Origin of the sequence: Sphingobacterium bovistauri, assembly GCF_020295405.1 — a bacterium.
Lineage (GTDB): Bacteria > Bacteroidota > Bacteroidia > Sphingobacteriales > Sphingobacteriaceae > Sphingobacterium > Sphingobacterium bovistauri.
Genome location: NZ_JADEYP010000002.1, coordinates 58,714 through 77,266 on the forward strand (window position 1 = coordinate 58,714; position 18,553 = coordinate 77,266).

General features: G+C 34.5%; 10 protein-coding genes. All 10 read left to right on the forward strand.

Annotated features, from left to right (window positions below; translation table 11 throughout):
* Nucleotides 1-86: 86 nt before the first annotated feature.
* The 10 genes from IPZ78_RS01515 (at nt 87) to IPZ78_RS01560 (ending at nt 18,509) form a co-directional block, all read left to right on the forward strand.
* Nucleotides 87-3,485, forward strand: a complete 3,399-nt coding sequence (locus IPZ78_RS01515; protein ID WP_225551161.1) for a family 43 glycosylhydrolase — start codon at nt 87-89, stop codon at nt 3,483-3,485.
* A gap of 340 nt (nt 3,486-3,825) precedes the next feature.
* Complete coding sequence (locus tag IPZ78_RS01520) at nt 3,826-6,960, forward strand: SusC/RagA family TonB-linked outer membrane protein (protein WP_225551162.1); 3,135 nt, start codon at nt 3,826-3,828, stop codon at nt 6,958-6,960.
* 49 nt (nt 6,961-7,009) lie between these two features.
* A complete protein-coding gene (locus IPZ78_RS01525; protein WP_225551163.1) occupies nt 7,010-8,455 on the forward strand; it encodes a RagB/SusD family nutrient uptake outer membrane protein in 1,446 nt (481 codons plus the stop codon).
* Between the two features lie 18 nt (nt 8,456-8,473).
* Nucleotides 8,474-9,610, forward strand: coding sequence for a DUF4859 domain-containing protein (locus IPZ78_RS01530; RefSeq protein WP_225551164.1), 1,137 nt, complete (start codon nt 8,474-8,476; stop codon nt 9,608-9,610).
* 19 nt (nt 9,611-9,629) lie between these two features.
* Complete coding sequence (locus IPZ78_RS01535; RefSeq protein ID WP_225551165.1) at nt 9,630-11,030, forward strand: DUF4859 domain-containing protein; 1,401 nt, start codon at nt 9,630-9,632, stop codon at nt 11,028-11,030.
* 89 nt (nt 11,031-11,119) lie between these two features.
* Nucleotides 11,120-12,427: a BNR repeat-containing protein gene (locus IPZ78_RS01540; protein ID WP_225551166.1), complete on the forward strand. Its 1,308-nt coding sequence runs from the start codon at nt 11,120-11,122 to the stop codon at nt 12,425-12,427.
* Between the two features lie 160 nt (nt 12,428-12,587).
* Entirely contained in the window at nt 12,588-13,661 is a 1,074-nt protein-coding gene (rhaT, locus tag IPZ78_RS01545; RefSeq protein WP_225551167.1) for an L-rhamnose/proton symporter RhaT, read from the forward strand.
* A 16-nt stretch (nt 13,662-13,677) separates the two neighbouring features.
* Nucleotides 13,678-15,792: a bifunctional aldolase/short-chain dehydrogenase gene (locus tag IPZ78_RS01550; protein WP_225551168.1), complete on the forward strand. Its 2,115-nt coding sequence runs from the start codon at nt 13,678-13,680 to the stop codon at nt 15,790-15,792.
* A gap of 71 nt (nt 15,793-15,863) precedes the next feature.
* The gene (locus IPZ78_RS01555; protein ID WP_225551169.1) at nt 15,864-17,138 is read left to right on the forward strand and encodes a TIM barrel protein; all 1,275 of its coding nucleotides are present in this window, start codon (nt 15,864-15,866) and stop codon (nt 17,136-17,138) included.
* 12 nt (nt 17,139-17,150) lie between these two features.
* A complete protein-coding gene (locus IPZ78_RS01560; RefSeq protein ID WP_225551170.1) occupies nt 17,151-18,509 on the forward strand; it encodes an FGGY-family carbohydrate kinase in 1,359 nt (452 codons plus the stop codon).
* The last annotated feature ends 44 nt before the right edge of the window (nt 18,510-18,553 follow it).

Sequence of the window (18,553 nt, forward strand, 5' to 3'; positions counted from 1 at the left end):
GGATAAAAAGAGGGTGCTATGAGCTAAAATCTGATAATTGTGGTAATGTTTTTAAAAGTAATTTCAAATGCCATTTATCAACGATTATGAAAAAACACCTTTTCTCTGCTTTCTTTTTATTGTTAACTAATGTATTTACATTAAGTAGCCAAGAGCATATTAAACCAAAAAATCTTAATCCTATTCTTCCTGGATATTTTGCTGATCCTACTATAAAAAAAATAAAGGATACTTATTATATCTATGCTACGACAGATGGAAATGGAGGTGGACTTGGTCCGTCACAGGTCTGGACATCTAAGGATTTCATGAATTGGACAATTCAACCGATGAATTGGCCTAATACACATTGGTATTGGGCTCCTGATATGACCCAAGGATACGATGGTAGATATTATTTGTATTACAGCCAACCCGTAGAAATATTTGGTGCAGTATCCGAAAGTCCAATAGGGCCATGGCATTCATTAGGTAAAGACGGAAGTTCTATTATACCTAATTATTTGATTCCAGGTGTAATTACTTTGGATGCACAAACATTTAAAGATGATGATGGGAAAATATATATGTACTGGGGAACGTGGGGGATTTATCCTGATCATGGATGTGCTGTAGGATTGTTAAATGAGGATATGAAATCCTTTGAGAAAGTAAAATTAATACCTAATACAGATGTAAAAGATTTTTTTGAGGCACCATATGTATTTAAACGGAATAATATATATTATTTTATGTATTCGTCAGGTCATTGTGAAGATCATACATATCGAGTACAGTATGCAACAAGTAAAGTCGGACCTATGGGACCTTTTCATTATGAATCAAATAATCCTATTTTGGAAACTAATGCTGATGGAACTATACATGGACCAGGACATCATAGTTTGATTGAGGAAAATGGACGACATTTTATAGTATACCATAGGCATAACAACCCACATTCTGGAGGAGGGTTTCATAGGCAAATAGCTGTTGATGAATTGTTTTTTGATGCAGAAGGTAAAATAAAAAGGATTATAGGTACTCATCAGGGAGTTGAAGCCCTAGTTAAAAAGTCCGTAATGCATGAAAATATTGCTTTTGGTAAAAAGGTTACAGCCTCATCATTTTACAGTGATGATTTTAAACCTTCATTTTTAGTCGATGATAATAATGGTACTTTATGGCGTTCCAAAGATATTAATTCTACGGCTTGGCTTACAGTAGATCTGGATGAAGTGCAAAATATTAGTACGGTTGCTTTGCAATTTGAATATCCAACATATGCTTATCAATTTACAATTGAGACCTCAATAGATGGTCAAAATTGGGAGTTATATGTTGATCAATCTAAAAATAACCGTTGGGCTAGTCCAATATTAAATCATAGAAACACAAACGCTAGATATGTTAGAGTTAATGTTATTAACACCCAACATCCGGGGCTACCAAAGGGCCTTTGGAATATTAAAATTTATCAAAAAAGGATTAATCAAGAAACATTATGGTCTAGTCCTCAGATTATGCCGGAAGTGTCAAATGTAGTTGGAGAATTGGTGAAAATTGATGCAAGTGAGTACTCTGAAGGTGATAAAATAGACCAAATTAGTAATAAAGGTTTGTTAGATGGAAACTTTCGAAGCCTACAAAAATTATCCGTAAAGGTTTATCAAGGGAAAAAGGCATTCTATTTTGACGGTAAAACTAATTTTAAATCAACATTTAAGGTCCCAACAAATATTTCCGGAAATAATCCATATACTGTTTCTATGTGGATTAATAATCCTGAAATCTCTAGGTATGAGGATGTTGTTTCTTATTCTTCTGGGGTACAAGATCTTACAAGATCTGTGTTCGGGATAGGCAGCGATGCGACTCGAGGAGCTATTACACATGGAGCATGGCCAGATTTGGGATTTAAAGAGGTTCCAAAGGCAAATCAATGGAATCATGTGGTTTTTACTTTTGATGGGTATTTAGAGAAAATATATGTTAACGGAGTTTTACAAAAAGAACAAAATAGAATGTTATTTGTAAAGGCTAATGAAAATTTTATTTTAGGATCTTCAGATCTATTCATTAATCATTTCTCAGGCTATTTAGCAGATTTGAAGGTTTTTAATTTAGCTCTTGACGTCAAATTTATTGAACAAGAAATTCAAAAATTTTATAATGTTCAATCTTATTTTTCTCTTCGAACAGAAGGTATACCACTAGGTGAAGTTTCATTTATTCGAAATCAAGGATCTATTGGTTCACATTTTACCAAAATATTAAACAAAAAATTAGAAACTGTAGGAAATAGAACTGCAATAGGTAGCACGATAATTCAAGATTCCATACTCAATGAGGTATTGAGTTCAGATGAGTATTGTATAGCTTTAGATCTTTATGAGAATAATAATTGGGATCATTACATACTAAACTATCATAATGATAATTTTGTATTATTCAAAAATGGTAAAAGGCAAAAAAAACCTACTTTAAAAGGATTGAAAATCAATAAAGATAATACACTACAATTAAATGCTTCCTTCCATTTCTTAGATGCTTACCCAAATACAGTTTCTATCAATTCAGTAGCTGATTATTATCATCGCTGGAGAAATACATTTAGTTTAGAATTATCTAGTTTTATACCTAAAGTAATTTCTCAACCTAAACTTATAAATGATCAAAATGTATTTATTCATGTAGAATCCAAATTGAATAATGTAAAATATGTGTTTGTATCAGAGAATAAATCTTCTGGATGGGTCGATGAGCCTTATTACCTATTTACAGAAGCAGAATCATCAAATAATATAATAGTTCAACTTAAAGACGAGTTTGGAAATGTAAGTTTGCCTTATACCTTTGAGGTATCTAAAACTCCCCTAAAATTATTAGATGGTTCTACCATTAAAAGTGGTTATACTTTTAATGGTAATACTATTCCATTCTGGGATGGTATAAAACTTCCCTACAATTTGGATTCAACAAAAACGAATGTAAGTTTTGATAATGATAAATGGATTTTGAAATCTACCCATACCCGTTGGGCTTCAGATGCTCTATTTCCACCTTTTATGTATAAAGAAATAATCGGTGATTTTACCTTTCAAATTAAAATTGATGATGTACCTGGTTTAAATACAAAAACGAGAACTTCAAGTGAAGCTGGAATAATGATAAGAAATAAGGATGAAATAAATTCTTATATAAATAATACAGTATTAACAGGGTGGAACCTAGGAAATCTATGGAGGAGTACAGGAAATAGGAAACATCAAGAAGGTAATAATGGTTCTGGATTAAACTTCCATCCATATCTTCAAGTTCAAAGGTTTGGTAATTTATTCTTCTTAAGGTCATCCATCGATGGAATCAATTGGATTAATTTACCCAATATGCCCTGCAAAAGAGATGATTTAGACGGAAAATTATTACAAATAGGAATTTATCAAATAGCAACAAACAATCAAGAAGGCTACGGCTACTTTTCAAATATCAATTTGTGGCATTAATGAAGTAGGATTAAAATGTGATTAATTTTAACTCAATAAATTGAGTTAAAATTAAAGTGCTATAAGTGAAAATCTGAATAAATGTAGAAGACTAAAAATTTTAAATTTGATTAAACGTCAGGTTGACATTTTTAATATTTATACCAATTAAATATACTTAAAACGAGCTTTTCGATTTTTAATATTTGTTTAACATAATTATAAAATTATCAAAAGTAGAGTAATACATACAGATTGTATTTAACTCATTTTTTCTAAATATTATTTTATCCAAAGGGCTTAAGAGTCAAAATATTATCTAATTAATTATAAACCAATGAAGAATTTGTATCTATTTAGGATGAAGAGATATTTTCTTTTGTTCCTATTGTTTTTGGGGTCAGTACACGTCTTCGCACAACAAACTGTAACAGGTATAGTTCGTGATCGACAAGGGCAACCCTTAGGAGAAGTAAGTGTAAGAGAATTGGGAGGTTCAATAAGTACTAAAACAAAAGAAAATGGTAGTTATGAGATTAAAGTTTCCACCGCTGGCAAAACAATTGTTTACACGAGTGTTGGTTATCAAACCAAACAAGTAAAAGTAAGTAGTACGAATGTTTTGAATGTTATTTTGGATGATGCAACTACAAGCCTAGAGGAAACAGTAGTAGTCGGTTATCAAAATATTCAACGAAAAAAAATGACTGGCGCTGTTTCAACAGTAAAGGGTGCCGAATTTGAAAACACCCCCTATGCGACATTTGATGCTATGCTTCAGGGACGCGTTGCTGGTTTAACAGTTATGAGCACTTCAGGAGAACCTGGTACTAACAATATTGTTAATATTCGTGGCTCCAGTAATTTGGGATTAGCTGATAATCAACTGCAAGCACCACTTTATGTGATTGATGGCATCATTTACGATGTAAGTGATATAAAAGCTGCATATGGAGATGCAAGCCCCTTACAAGCAATAAATCCAAATGATATAGAATCAGTTGATATCCTGAAAGATGCTTCTGCATCATCAATTTATGGAGCACGTGCGGCTAATGGTGTAATCATTGTAAAGACTAAGAGACCAGCAGCTGGTGTGCCTGAAATTAGAGTTGCTAGTTATGCTGGTATTTCAAGTAGACCTGCGATGAAACCTATTACTGTAGGCGCCGCAGAGCGGAGAATGAAAATGGGTTTACTATATGCGGGTGGGCAATACGATTGGTTTAATGATAATCAAATTCATCCAATGCTAACAGATAGTCTTAATCCAGCATATAATCATGCCACTGATTGGCAAGGACTATTTTTACAGAGCGCCCCTATTACCAACGTAAATTTTAGTATCGGAGCCTCAATGGATAAATTTCTCTATCGTATATCTGTACAACATTATTATGAAGAAGGTGTTATGATGGGATTTGAAAATAAAAATCTCACACCAAGATTATTGCTTCAAGTTAATCCAATGGAAAATTTGCAATTTGAGACAAATATTTTCTCCGGGTTTACCAAAGCAAAACATGGTTCTGGTGATGACAGTAAATATCCATTTAGTACTTGGGGATTTCCTTCTTCATTTTGGGAAATTAATGATCTAGAGAAACAAGTATATACAGGAAGATATGATGGTCTTTTAGATGATGATAGAAGCATTAGCTTAAATGGGAATTTCGCTGGAACAATTAAGAAATTTTTGATCCCAGAACTTTCTTTACGATCACAGTTTTCTTTTAATGTACATAATAATACTAGAGATTTATTTAGACCAAAGTTATTAACTGGATCTCAAAATGAGGCTTTTAATTGGGTAAATCAAAGTCGTCGTTGGGAATGGGAGAGTTATTTCAATTATTCAAAATTGATAAATTCTGCTCATACCTTATCAGGCGTACTTGGATTTGGATTAGAAAAAAATATTTCGAATAACAGCTATTTATGGGGGAGAAGCAACAATAGTGAAGTCATAAAAACAATTACGGGTATTGGCTCTGGTCCAAACTTAACTGGTAACTCTTATATTGCTGAACGTTCTAGAATGTCTGTATTTGGTCGGTTTGGATATGATTATAAGGATAGATATCTATTATCGGCGAGTTATCGTATGGATGCTTCCTCACGATATAGTAACACCAATAGATGGGGTATATTTCCTTCTATATCTGCAGGTTGGGCTTTATCTGAAGAAGAGTTTTTCAAAGACCTTAATTCGAATGTAAATTTTCTAAAATTTAGAGGTAGTTATGGGTTAACAGGAAGAGATCCTGGAGGTGAATATGCACATTATTCCATGTTGGGTTATAGTGGAGCTTACTATGGTTCTGTTCTAGATAATGGTATGAGTAGTAGTATGTATTCATATAACGGAACAAATGTAGTTTATCCAAATTATAATACCTCAGCTACTTCAGCTACAATTAAATGGGAGCGTTCTCCTCAATTTAATGCTGGTATTGATATAAGTCTATTTAATGATCGTATAGCAATCAATGCTGATTATTATGTAAGAGATAGTAAAGATTTAGTGTATGCTTTGCAAATGCCTGCTACTTCAGGTTATTCAACGATTTCAACGAATTTTATTAGTTTAAGGAATACCGGTGTTGAATTGACTCTAAATTCCCGTAATATGAGTCAAAGGTCACCTTTTCAGTGGAATACGAATTTTAACATCTCCTATAATCGTAATTATGTAACTAGTCTTCCTGATGGAGGAAGAGAGATTAAAGTTGGCCCTCCTTGGATGGAAAGAGCGTTGAATGTAGGTAAACCATTATATCCATTTAAAGTTTGGGAAATTGATGGTGTGTATTCTACACTAGCAGATGTACCTGTAAATCCATTAACAGGAGATAGAATTAGACATGGATCAGCTGGAGGTACTCAATACCAAGCAGGGGATCCAATACGTAGAGATAATAATGGCGATTTTATTATTGATGATAATGATAAAGTGGATATGGGAGATCCTAATCCTGATTTCATAGGTGGTATGACACACTCATTAGCATATAAAAACTGGTCTATTTCTGCTTTGACAACATTTGTTTTCGGACGCACTTTATGGAATGGATATTTATCCGACAAATTACAAGATGCTGGTTCAGCAAGTATTTATTCAACTTATGGTCCTAATTCAGCTATCGCTGGAGATTTTAATATGTCAGATTTCTGGATGAAGGACGGTGATGTAGCTAAATTTCCTACACTATTTCGAAACTCTGTTGATAACTGGCATATTGCCAACAGTACGTTTGTTGAAAATGCAAGTTTTATACGAATTAAAAATGTAAGAATAGGATATAATATTCCACAATCCTTTTCTAAAAAGTTTGGTATGAGATCAGTTCGTTTATACGGTGTATTGGATAATATAGCTATAATTTCATGGTCGACCGTTCCAGATCCTGAAGCTGTACAAGCTAATGGTTATTCTACGGGAAATGGTTATCCAATTCCTAAAAAGTGGACTTTTGGTTTAGATATTTCATTATAGTGTAATCTGTTGAAAAATGAAAAAATATAGAGTAAATATATATATAACAATGATACTACTATTACTTGTATCATGTAAAGGGTTTTTGGACTTAGAACCTAAAAGTGAAGCTACGGATGAAAACTTCTGGAAGTCACAAGATGATGCTAAATCTGCAGTAGCAGGAATGTATGCTTTGTTAAGAGTGGCATTAAATGGTGGATATGGAATTGCACATTATGCTTATGGGGACTTAGCTTCTGACGAGGTTAATTCAGCAAATGTTGATCCATATCATCATATTGTAAATATGAATTTGAATTTGTCATTGGCCTCTTCAAATACAGGTAATGCAGTTTACCTATTAAGAAGGTATGATGATTTTTATAAAGTCATAGATCAGGCGAATAGAGTGATCAAACATCTAAATCAGATGGAAAATAGTTTTTTCGATAGTGAAAAGACAAAAAAGTATTTTATTGGTGAAGCGTATTTTATAAGATCGTTTACATATTTCTATTTAGGTAGAATATGGGGAGGGGTTCCCATTTTGACTGAAGCGACTTCTCCAATATATGCTGTTAATCATGAGTCGGCGACGGCAGAAAAGGTTATGGAACAAAGCCTAAATGATTTGCAAGAAGCGAAGAAATATTTGGATTGGCGCAATTTAGTTAATACTGACTTTGCTGTCCGAGCAAATAAGGGTGCCGTATTTGCTTTAGAGGCGCATATTGGCGCATGGACTGGAAATTATAATTCCACAATTGCTGCAGCAGATTCAATAATAAATAGTGAAATGTATTTTTATGTATCTAGAGATAGTTTGGCTTACAAAACCATTTTTAATGGAAAATCCTCTGAAGGGATATTTGAAATCTCACAGAGTGCAACTAATGAAGGTACAAGTGTTGGGATTGGAACCTTTACATTAGCTTCACCAAAATATCATCGTACTATAAGTTCACCTCGTTTAGTTACATCAAAGACACGTATTGATGAATTATATAATGATAGAAATGACAAGCGTCGTAAATTTACAATGGATACTACAATCAATAGCACATTTGTAATATGTAATAAATATTCAAATATTTCCTATCCTGAAGAAGGAAATAATGCTGTGCCTGTTTTTAAAAATAATATAATAATTTTTAGGTACTCTGATATTGTTTTATTAAAGGCAGAAGCCTTAGCCGCAACTAATAAATCTAGTCAAGCTATTCAAGTTTTGGATGAAGTCCGTATGATGTCTGGTTTAGCACCATGGTCTGGGAATGGGACATTAATGAAAGCCATATTTGATGAACGTGCAAGGGAACTGTTTATGGAAGCTCATCGTTTTTATGATATGGTTAGATTGTATAGACATCATGGGATATTTGAATTCCCAGCATCGCGTATGACACAAGAACAATTTAATCGTGGTAAATATATGTGGCCATTTGATCCGAGTTTGTTAAATCAAAATCCACTTTTGAAACAAACACCATATTGGGCTACAGTAGGTTTTTAATATTAAATAATGAATTTTATGAGAGCCACAATATTTTTAATAATTGGAATTATCTTTCTTTTTTCAGGATGTAAAAAGGATGCATATTTAACCGATGATGGATTACATTCAGAATATGTAAACCAATCTACATATGATTATTTAGCTAATCATCCGCAAGGAATGTTTGATACACTCTTGTTAATTATAGATCATTTTGGATTAAAAGAGGAACTTAATTCTTCGAAAACTTTTTGGGCACCCTCTGATTATTCTATAAAGAGATTTTATAAAGTAAAAGAGGCAATACTAAAAGAAACAGACGAAAATGCAGAATATACATTTGAAAAATTTTTGACAGATATTTCCGTTGATTCACTTCGAGCTTATATGTATAGTGATGCACAACATAGTTTATCAACTGCAAAGACGAGTTATATTCAATTGTCTAATAATACTTCGATAGATGGATTTGCGTATAATAAGCAAAAGCAGCCTCAAGGTCAATGGTCTTATCAGGATGTATTTTACTTATATTATATAAAAGTGAGGGGAGACGTTGATCAAACAGCACCTGATGGGAGTATAAGAGTTGATCGTAATGATCAAGCAGATGTAAGAGTATATTGTCAAACTACGGGAATTAAAACAAATACCGGAACTGTTATTAACGTACTAAACAACTTGCATACGTTTATATTAGATTTCAATGAATCAGGTGAAACAGGGCCATTGATTGAGGATATAGAAAATGGTGGGTTAAGATTTACATACTCCGTAGCATTTAAAGCAGCCTCATCTTATTCAGGTACTACAGTTACAATTCCTAGCGCATGGGTTGCCGAAACATTTGCTTTAGACGCAGAGGAAATTCCATCTATAGTACGTAGTTCTATTGCTTTTGGAGCTATAGAGCCAAATGGCACATTTAATACGAATTATACAGCGACAGCTCCAGGACATTGGTTTAGTGCAAATGGAGGTGTTGTTTCATGGGGGACGGATGCACGCCTGTTTTCTGAATATACTCCTTCTACATGGACGTTTTTAATTGGACAATATCCAAGTCGATCTGCAATAGGAGATACATATACAATTAAACAAGCCATGGAATATACAAATAGGAGTAATAAGAAGATACGAGTGGAATTTGTATTTAATGTTAGAATTAATTAATCATTAATAACAGAATGTTATGAATTTGAAAAATATTTGGAAATTGAGCTTTGTAATTATCATTGTATATTTAAGTTCATGTAAACCTGAAACTATTGGTTTTTTGAATGATAATATGCGTTACAATGTGTCTGAGCTTCAGGCTGTACAGGGCTCCTCAGTAACCACAAATCCATTAGTCGCAAATGGAAGTTCAACACCCATGAGTGTTAAGTTAGTTGCTGTAAGAAATAAAGTTACAGGAGAGATCGTAAATGATTTTTTGACAGAACAAGAGTATTCTGTTTATTTAGGTCAGGTAGGTTCTGATATTAATACAATGGATCAATTGTCAGCATTGATTGGTACTAAAAAATCACCTGCGATTTCAGTGAATGGAATAGGAGGTAAAGTAGTATTGACTCCTGCAACTGAGAGTGTTCCCGCAGGACTTTATACTCTGGATATTGATATATCTAATATTTCTGGACAAAAATCATATAAAGATGTTTTGAATATTAATCTGATAGAACTAAAACCAGATTCAATTTTTTCTAAAAGTGCCACCTCTTCAGGTCTATCTTCTGAAACTGATGTGAGAAATTTAGCTTCTACTGATTATTCTACTACTATTCAATATATTCCTGGAAATGAAAATAAAATTATATTCATGTGGTTAGATAAAAATGGAAAGGCCTTTAATCCAAAACAAGGAGAAGTTATTAAAAGAGCAAGCCTGCCAAGTTTTGCAGATTGGTCACCTTTTTATCCTGAGCAATTAACCGATACATCAATAGTATATCAGTATCCTTATTTTAAAGGCTTATCTTATCCAGTAAAAACAACAGTTCGCGTAGGAGAGTCTAATTTCACAAATTTGACTTCAAACTATAGAATTAATGGTGCATTTACAAGTTTGGGAAGAAATATTAATACTTCTTTGATGGCTCGCTTTTATAAGCCAGGGATACATATTGTTAAGTTTAAGGTGAAGAATTTGAACCATCGATATCCATTCTTTAAAACAACAACTATTACTAAAAATGTTATCCTTCCATTTGGAGCTGGATATGCTTCAACAAAAGTTGATGTCAATAAAACGGATATTTTAAATGCGCTTAAAATATCAGAACAGGTCTTTTTAGATGGTTTATTAAAAGAGGTTTCTTTTTATGCAACTCAAGCTGATGGAACTCGTAATGCTACTAATACGGCGAATGCTCCAGGTATGTGGTTGGATGAACTAGGAAATACTGTGAATTGGGGAGGTAGGGCTAAACTCTATTCAGAATACAACAAAAATGATTGGGCTTTCTATGTTGGTCAGTTTCCAGACAAAAATGTGGTAGGTGAAAAGATGACAATTAAGCAATCTTTTGTCTATGATGATGGACAATACTTTAATGAAATTCTATATGTATTAAATGTAATTATTCAATAAATAATTATATCTTAAATTGGTAAAACAGATTTGTTAAATTTTGACAAATCTGTTTTGCGTTTTAATATCATCTACTTAAAGCCTGAATTATGTCAAAAAAACTATTTGTACTCAGTATACTGCTGAGTTGCATTTTAATGAATTTATCTGCTCAGAAAAAAACCAAACTATCAGAAGTAGGTCAAGGATGGGCTAAGAATACTGTTAATACCGCAGTATTTCGTAAAAACTCTCTAGTTAGTAATAGGAAGCATCAATTTATAGCTTATTATGATGGCCAAGGTTTTTTGGTAGTTGGCAAGAGAAGATTGAGGTCCAGACAGTGGGAAATAAAAAGAACTAATTTTAAGGGCAATACTAAAGATGCGCACAATGTCATTAGTATGATGTTGGATGGTGATGACTATTTACATATTGCTTTTGATCATCACAATTCCAAATTACGTTATATCAAGTCTATCCGAGCTGAAAGTTTAGAATTTACATCCGAATTGCCTATGCTGGGACAGCAAGAGAAAGTTGTCACCTATCCTGAATTTTTCAAATTGCTTAACGGTGATATTTTGTTTATGTATAGAGATGGTGGTTCTGGAAATGGAAATCTAGTCATTAATAAATATGATAGAGCAAAAGGCACATGGATTAGATTACATCAAAATCTTATTGATGGAGAACGGAAGCGTAATGCTTATTGGCAAGCCTATGTAGATAATAAGGGACGTATTCATATATCATGGGTGTGGCGAGAGAGTCCAAATGTTGCAAGTAATCACGATATGGCTTATGCGTATTCGGAAGATGGTGGGATCTCGTGGAAAAAGTCAACCGGTGAAACCTACATTTTACCAATCAAAGCAAGCACAGCAGAATATGTTGTCCGTATACCTGAAAATAGTGATTTAATCAATCAAACATCCATGTCTGCTGATAAGGATGGTAATCCATTTATTGTTTCATATTGGAAGAGTCAATATGCAGAGAGGCCGCAATACAAAATGGTTTATCTAAATAGTGGAAGATGGGAAACACAATCTTTCGATTTTAGATCAACTAGTTTTACGTTGGGAGGATATGGTACTAAGCAAATTCCGATATCCAGACCTCAACTTATAGTAAAGGGGCGTGGAAGAAAATTGGAAGCTTGGATGATATTCAGAGACGATGAACGTAAAAATGCAATCTCAATATTGAGCTGGAAGAAGAAAGAAAAAAACAAGCACACAATAGTTGATCTATATAAAGAATCTGTTGCGGCATGGGAGCCTACATTTGACACAGAGTTGTGGCGCAAGAAAAATGTATTGAGTTTATTTGTGCAACATACGGTGCAGGTCGATGGTGAGGGGTTGTCTGATTCACAGTCTACACCAATATTGGTTTTAGACTATAAGCCTTAGCGCGGTAGTCCTATTTTTAAAAGTTATTTTGATTTTAAGTGTAAGAATCATCTTGCACGATACTAATTGTTGGAAAACAACATGACAGTCCATAACAGTTGTTTGAACGATTTCAAATAATTTAGTTTTTGTAAACCTAATTTAGATTTAATTACAATTTATGAATGCAATTGCAGGGGTTATTTTCCATTTTATAGGAGGCTTTGCGTCTGGAAGTTTTTATGTTCCATACAAGAAAGTAAAAGATTGGTCGTGGGAAGCGATGTGGATTTTAGGTGGGTTATTCTCATGGATAATTGTTCCTCCAATAGCCGCTTGGCTTACTATTCCTAATTTTTCAGATATTATTTCTCAAGCTGAAACTAGTGTCTTGGGTTATACATTTTTATTTGGTGTGCTTTGGGGTATTGGTGGCTTGACTTATGGTTTGGGTGTTCGATATTTAGGGGTTTCCTTAGGAAGTAGTATAATATTGGGATTGAGTATGGTGCTTGGTGCATTGATGCCAGCAATATTTTATTATTTCAACCCTGCAGACGGAAAACAAAGTATTGATTTCTTTTTCACTACAGCCTCAGGCCTATGTGTGATGGGAGGTTTACTGTTGTGTGTTCTGGGTATTTATCTATGTGGAAGAGCAGGAATGTTAAAGGAAAAGGGGTTAGCTTCTGCTGGCACTACAGATAAAAAGGATTATAATTTTGGGGTTGGTATTATAGTAGCTTTAGTGTCAGGAGCATTGAGTGCTTGTTTCAATTTTGCCATCGAAGCAGGAAAGCCAATGGCTGATGTTGCGAATGAGCTCTGGAAAGCTACAAATCCAAATCAAGGAGAATTCCTTTATCAAAATAATGTAACCTATATCGTCATTCTTTGGGGAGGTTTTATGACGAATTTTGTATGGTGTGCATATTTATTATTTAAAAATAAAACTCTTACGGATTACTCAAAAGCGTCAGCTCCTTTGGCTAAAAACTTATTGCTGTGTGCTTTGGCAGGTACAACTTGGTATTTGCAATTCTTCTTTTATGGAATGGGAGAAAGCCGCCTTGGTAATGGTGCAAGTTCTTGGATTTTGCACATGGCATTTATCATTTTGATATCCAATGCTTGGGGTATTTTCTTGAAAGAGTGGAAGGGTGTGAGTAAATCAACACATACAGCCATTATATCGGGAATCTTAATCATTATCCTATCAATTTGTGTGGTAGGGTTCGCTAAAACATTAGAATAAAATTTTACAAAGATTTATGCAAACAAAAACATATCAACATGTGAATTACCTTTGGGATGAGGAAGTTGCCAAATCCTTAGAGGGCGATGAAGTAGCTTTATTGTTATACCGATCAAATATATTAGGTTCAGATTTAAGGATAACGAATTATGGTGGTGGTAACACATCATGTAAATTAGTAGATAAGGATCCATTGACGGGTGAAGAAGTAGAAGTAATGTGGATCAAGGGTTCTGGTGGTGACATTGGTACGCTGAAAAAATCAGGTCTAGCAGCATTATATGTTGAGCGTCTTCGCAATTTGGAAAGGGTATATAGAGGTATCGATCACGAAGATGAAATGGTGGAACTGTTCAACCATTGTATTTTTGATCTTTCGTCAAAGGCACCTTCTATTGATACACCATTGCATGGTTTTCTACCATTCAACCATATAGATCACTTACACCCAGATGCAGCTATTGCGATTGCAGCAGCTAAAGATGGAAAGCGTATTACGCAAGAATTGTTCAATGGAACAATTGGTTGGGTAGATTGGCAGAAACCAGGTTTTGACTTAGGCTTACAGTTGAGAGATTGTTTGGCGCAGAATCCAGGTATCCGTGGTATTATGTTAGGATCTCATGGTTTATTCACCTGGGGAGATACAGCTTATGAATGTTATTTGAATTCATTAGATGTTATTGAGACTTGTGCATCCTATTTGGAAGAAAACTACGGTAAAACAAGACCTGTATTTGGAGGGCAAAATGTGGAAAGTCTTGCAGCAGAAGGTAGACTTGCTCAAGCAGCCTCGATAGCTCCGATTTTAAGAGGATTTTGTTCAAGTGAGCGTCCAATGGTAGGTCATTTTTCGGATGATGTACGTGTGTTGGAATTTATCAATTCTAATGATTTGGACAAATTAGCTCCACTAGGAACGAGCTGTCCAGACCATTTCTTACGCACAAAGATTCAGCCTTTAATCCTTAATTTGGATAAAGACGAAGATTTGTCAGATGTAGAAACTATTAAAACCAAACTTCTTCCATTATTCGAAGGGTACAGAGCGATGTATACAGATTATTACGAGTCTTGTAAACACGCGAATAGTCCTGCGATTCGCGACAAGAACCCAGTAATAATAATATATCCAGGTGTTGGAATGTTTGCTTTCGCAAAAGATAAACAAACAGCGCGTGTTGCTTCAGAATTCTATACCAATGCAATCAATGTAATGAAAGGTGCTGAGGCGGTAAGTCAATACACTTCATTGCCGAGACAAGAAGCCTTCAATATCGAATATTGGTTGTTAGAAGAAGCAAAACTGCAGCGTATGCCAAAGCCAAAAGCGTTGTCAGGAAAAATTGCATTAGTAACGGGTAGTGCTGGTGGAATAGGTAAGGCTATTGCAAAGCGTTTTGCACAAGAGGGAGCGGTTGTCGTATTAAACGATATGAACAAAGAGCGTCTTGCAGATGCTAAAGCAGAATTTGATGGCTTATTTGGAAAAGATAATGTAACTACTGCAGTACTTGATGTCACTAATCAGGAGCAAATCGAAGAGGCAATGAAGATTGCATCATTAGCTTTTGGTGGTGTTGATATTATCGTGAATAATGCAGGATTATCGATATCAAAATCAATTGAAGATCACACTCAAAAAGACTGGGATCTACTTTACAATGTTCTTGTAAAGGGTCAATTCTTAGTAACCCAAGGAGCTACCAAAGTATTGAAAGCACAAAATATTGGTGGTGATATCGTAAATATTGTAAGTAAAAATGCTTTGGTGAGTGGTCCTAATAATGCAGGATATGGCTCAGCGAAGGCTGCTCAACTACACTTAAGTAGATTGAATGCAGCAGAATTAGGTGCTTCAAAAATTAGAGTAAATGTGGTTAACCCAGATGCGGTTATCTCAGATAGTAATATTTGGGCTGGAGGATGGGCCGAAGGTCGTGCTAAAGCCTATGGTATTACAGTAGCGGAATTACCAGCTTACTATGCAAAACGAACATTGTTGAACGAAATAATCTTGCCAGATGATATAGCCAATGCTTGTTTTGCATTTGTGGGCGGTGAGCTTAACAAGTCTACAGGCAATGTTTTGAATGTAGATGGTGGCGTTGCCATGGCTTTTGTTAGGTAATATTTTTATTAACTGTGATATAGTTAGAAAGATATTTTATATTTTTCTAACTATTATAACCCTATGTACTTATGAAAATCGAACAACATATTATAGATCAACATAACCAAGATTTAGTATTTAAACACGTAAAAAACGTTAATTTTCTAAAGGAAAGTATTTCAAATTTTGAGGAGATAGTAGCCAAATTACAAAAATTTCAAATCGCTATTCCAAGCTGGGCTTTAGGTACAGGTGGCACGCGCTTTGGTCGTTTTAATGGTAAAGGCGAGCCAGGTAATTTGGAACAAAAAATTGAGGATGTTGGTTTATTACATGCATTGAATAAATCAAGTGGAGCTATTTCTTTGCACATTCCTTGGGACATTCCTCAGGATGCAGAGAAAATTAAAGATTTAGCTACTTCTTATGGTTTAGTATTTGATGCGGTTAATTCTAACACATTTCAAGATCAACCTAATCAAGAATTAAGTTATAAATATGGTTCACTTCAACATGTGAATCCAGCCGTTCGTAAACAAGCTGTAGAACATAATATAGAAGTAATCAAACATGGTGTTGCTTTAGGGTCAAAAGCATTGACAGTATGGTTGGCGGATGGCTCATCATTTCCAGGTCAATTGAATTTCCGTGAAGCATTTCAAAATACATTAGAAAGTCTTAAAGAAATCTATAAGCACCTACCTTCTGATTGGAAAATGTTTATAGAATATAAGGCATTTGAGCCTAATTTCTATTCCACAACAATTGCTGATTGGGGACAATCATTGTTGTTAGCGAATAAGTTAGGTGACCAGGCTTACACGTTAGTGGATCTTGGACATCATTTGCCAAATGCCAATATTGAGCAGATTGTTTCTCTATTGCTAATGGAAGGTAAATTGGCTGGTTTCCATTTTAATGATAGTAAGTATGCTGATGATGATTTGACAGCGGGTGCTGTTAAACCATATCAATTGTTTTTGATTTTCAGTGAATTGGTGGAAGGTATGGATGCGCGTGGTATTGATCATGCAACAGGATTGGGATGGATGATTGATGCGTCACACAATCTGAAAGATCCTTTGGCAGACTTATTACAATCTGTAGAGGCTATAAAAATGGCATATGCTCAGGCATTGTTAGTGGATCGTAAGGCGCTGAAAAAAGCACAACAAGAGAACGATGTGGTTGCTGCACAAGAGATATTACAAGACGCATTCCGTACAGATTTACGTGCGCTTGTTGCAGAAGCTCGATTACGAGAGGGGGCTGCATTAAACCCAATAAAGTTATTTACAGATTTGAAGGTTAGAGAAAAATTAACTGAAGAACGCGGCGATTCGACTGTAGCGACTGGTTTATAAGAATAGATGAGGATGGGAAAAGAGCGGATACCGGTTATTGCTATATTCGATGTGGGGAAGACGAATAAAAAACTATTCCTATTCGATGAGCATTATCAAATCGTATTTGAACGTTCAGCGAGATTTTTGGAAACTGTCGATGAAGATGGATTCCCTTGTGAGAATTTGGAAAGTCTGAGGCTATCAGTTTTTGATTCACTGCATGAAGTGTTTCGTAAAGCAGAATATGAAATAAGGGCGATTAATTTTACTTCTTACGGTGCTAGTTTTGTGTACTTGGACCAAAATGGAAGACCATTAACACCATTGTATAATTATTTAAAAGATTATCCTGCAGAGATGCAGGAAGGGCTGCATAATGCATACGGTGGAGAAAGTAAATTTGCATTGGATACAGCATCCCCTTCTTTGGGGAATTTGAATTCTGGCAAGCAGATTTATCGATTGATAAAAGAAAAGCCTGACTTGTTTGAGCAAATTAAATATGCATTGCATTTACCTCAATATCTGAGTTTTTTGGTTTCCGGACAAATGTATTCGGATATGACTAGTATTGGCTGTCATACTGCATTATGGGATTTTACTAAAAAGGATTATCATCAGTGGGTTATAGATAGTGGAATTGATAAAAAACTTGCTCCTATTGTAAATGGTAAAGATGTGTTTTCGAGTACTTTTCCAGGGAGTACTTACAAAGTAGGTACGGGATTACATGATAGTTCTTCAGCATTGATTCCTTATTTAATTAATTTTCAGGAACCTTTTGTGTTGATCTCTACAGGAACATGGTGTATTTCGATGAATCCATTTAATGATGAGCCATTGACAAAAGATGAATTGGATCAAGATTGTTTGTTTTATCTGACATACTCAGGTACACCGGTGAAAGCATCACGATTATTCGCTGGATATGAACATGAGGCCCAATCAAAACGTATTGCAGATCATTTTAATGTGACAACAGCTCGGTTCAAACATTTTGAAATTAATTGGCGCATTATTGAGGGATTGAATTTAGAACAAACCATCGATGCTTTCACATTGCAGACTTTTGCGTCATTGGATTTGAATCAATTCAATACATATGAAGAAGCATATCATGCGTTGATACTCTGTTTAGTGAATGCCCAAGTTGAATCGACAAAATTGGTTCTAACGAAACAAAACGTGAAGCGAATTTTTGTGGATGGTGGCTTTAGTAAAAATCATATCTATATGAATCTTTTGTCAAGACGATTCTCAGATATTGAAATCTATGCTGCATCCATGGCACAAGCTACTGCGGTAGGTGCTGCTTTGTTAATTCATGAACATTGGAATACTTTACCGTTTCCAAATAATATCATTGAATTACGTTACTATAGAGCTTAAATTAACCGAATATAAATTAAAGCTGTTTTGTAAACGCTCTATAT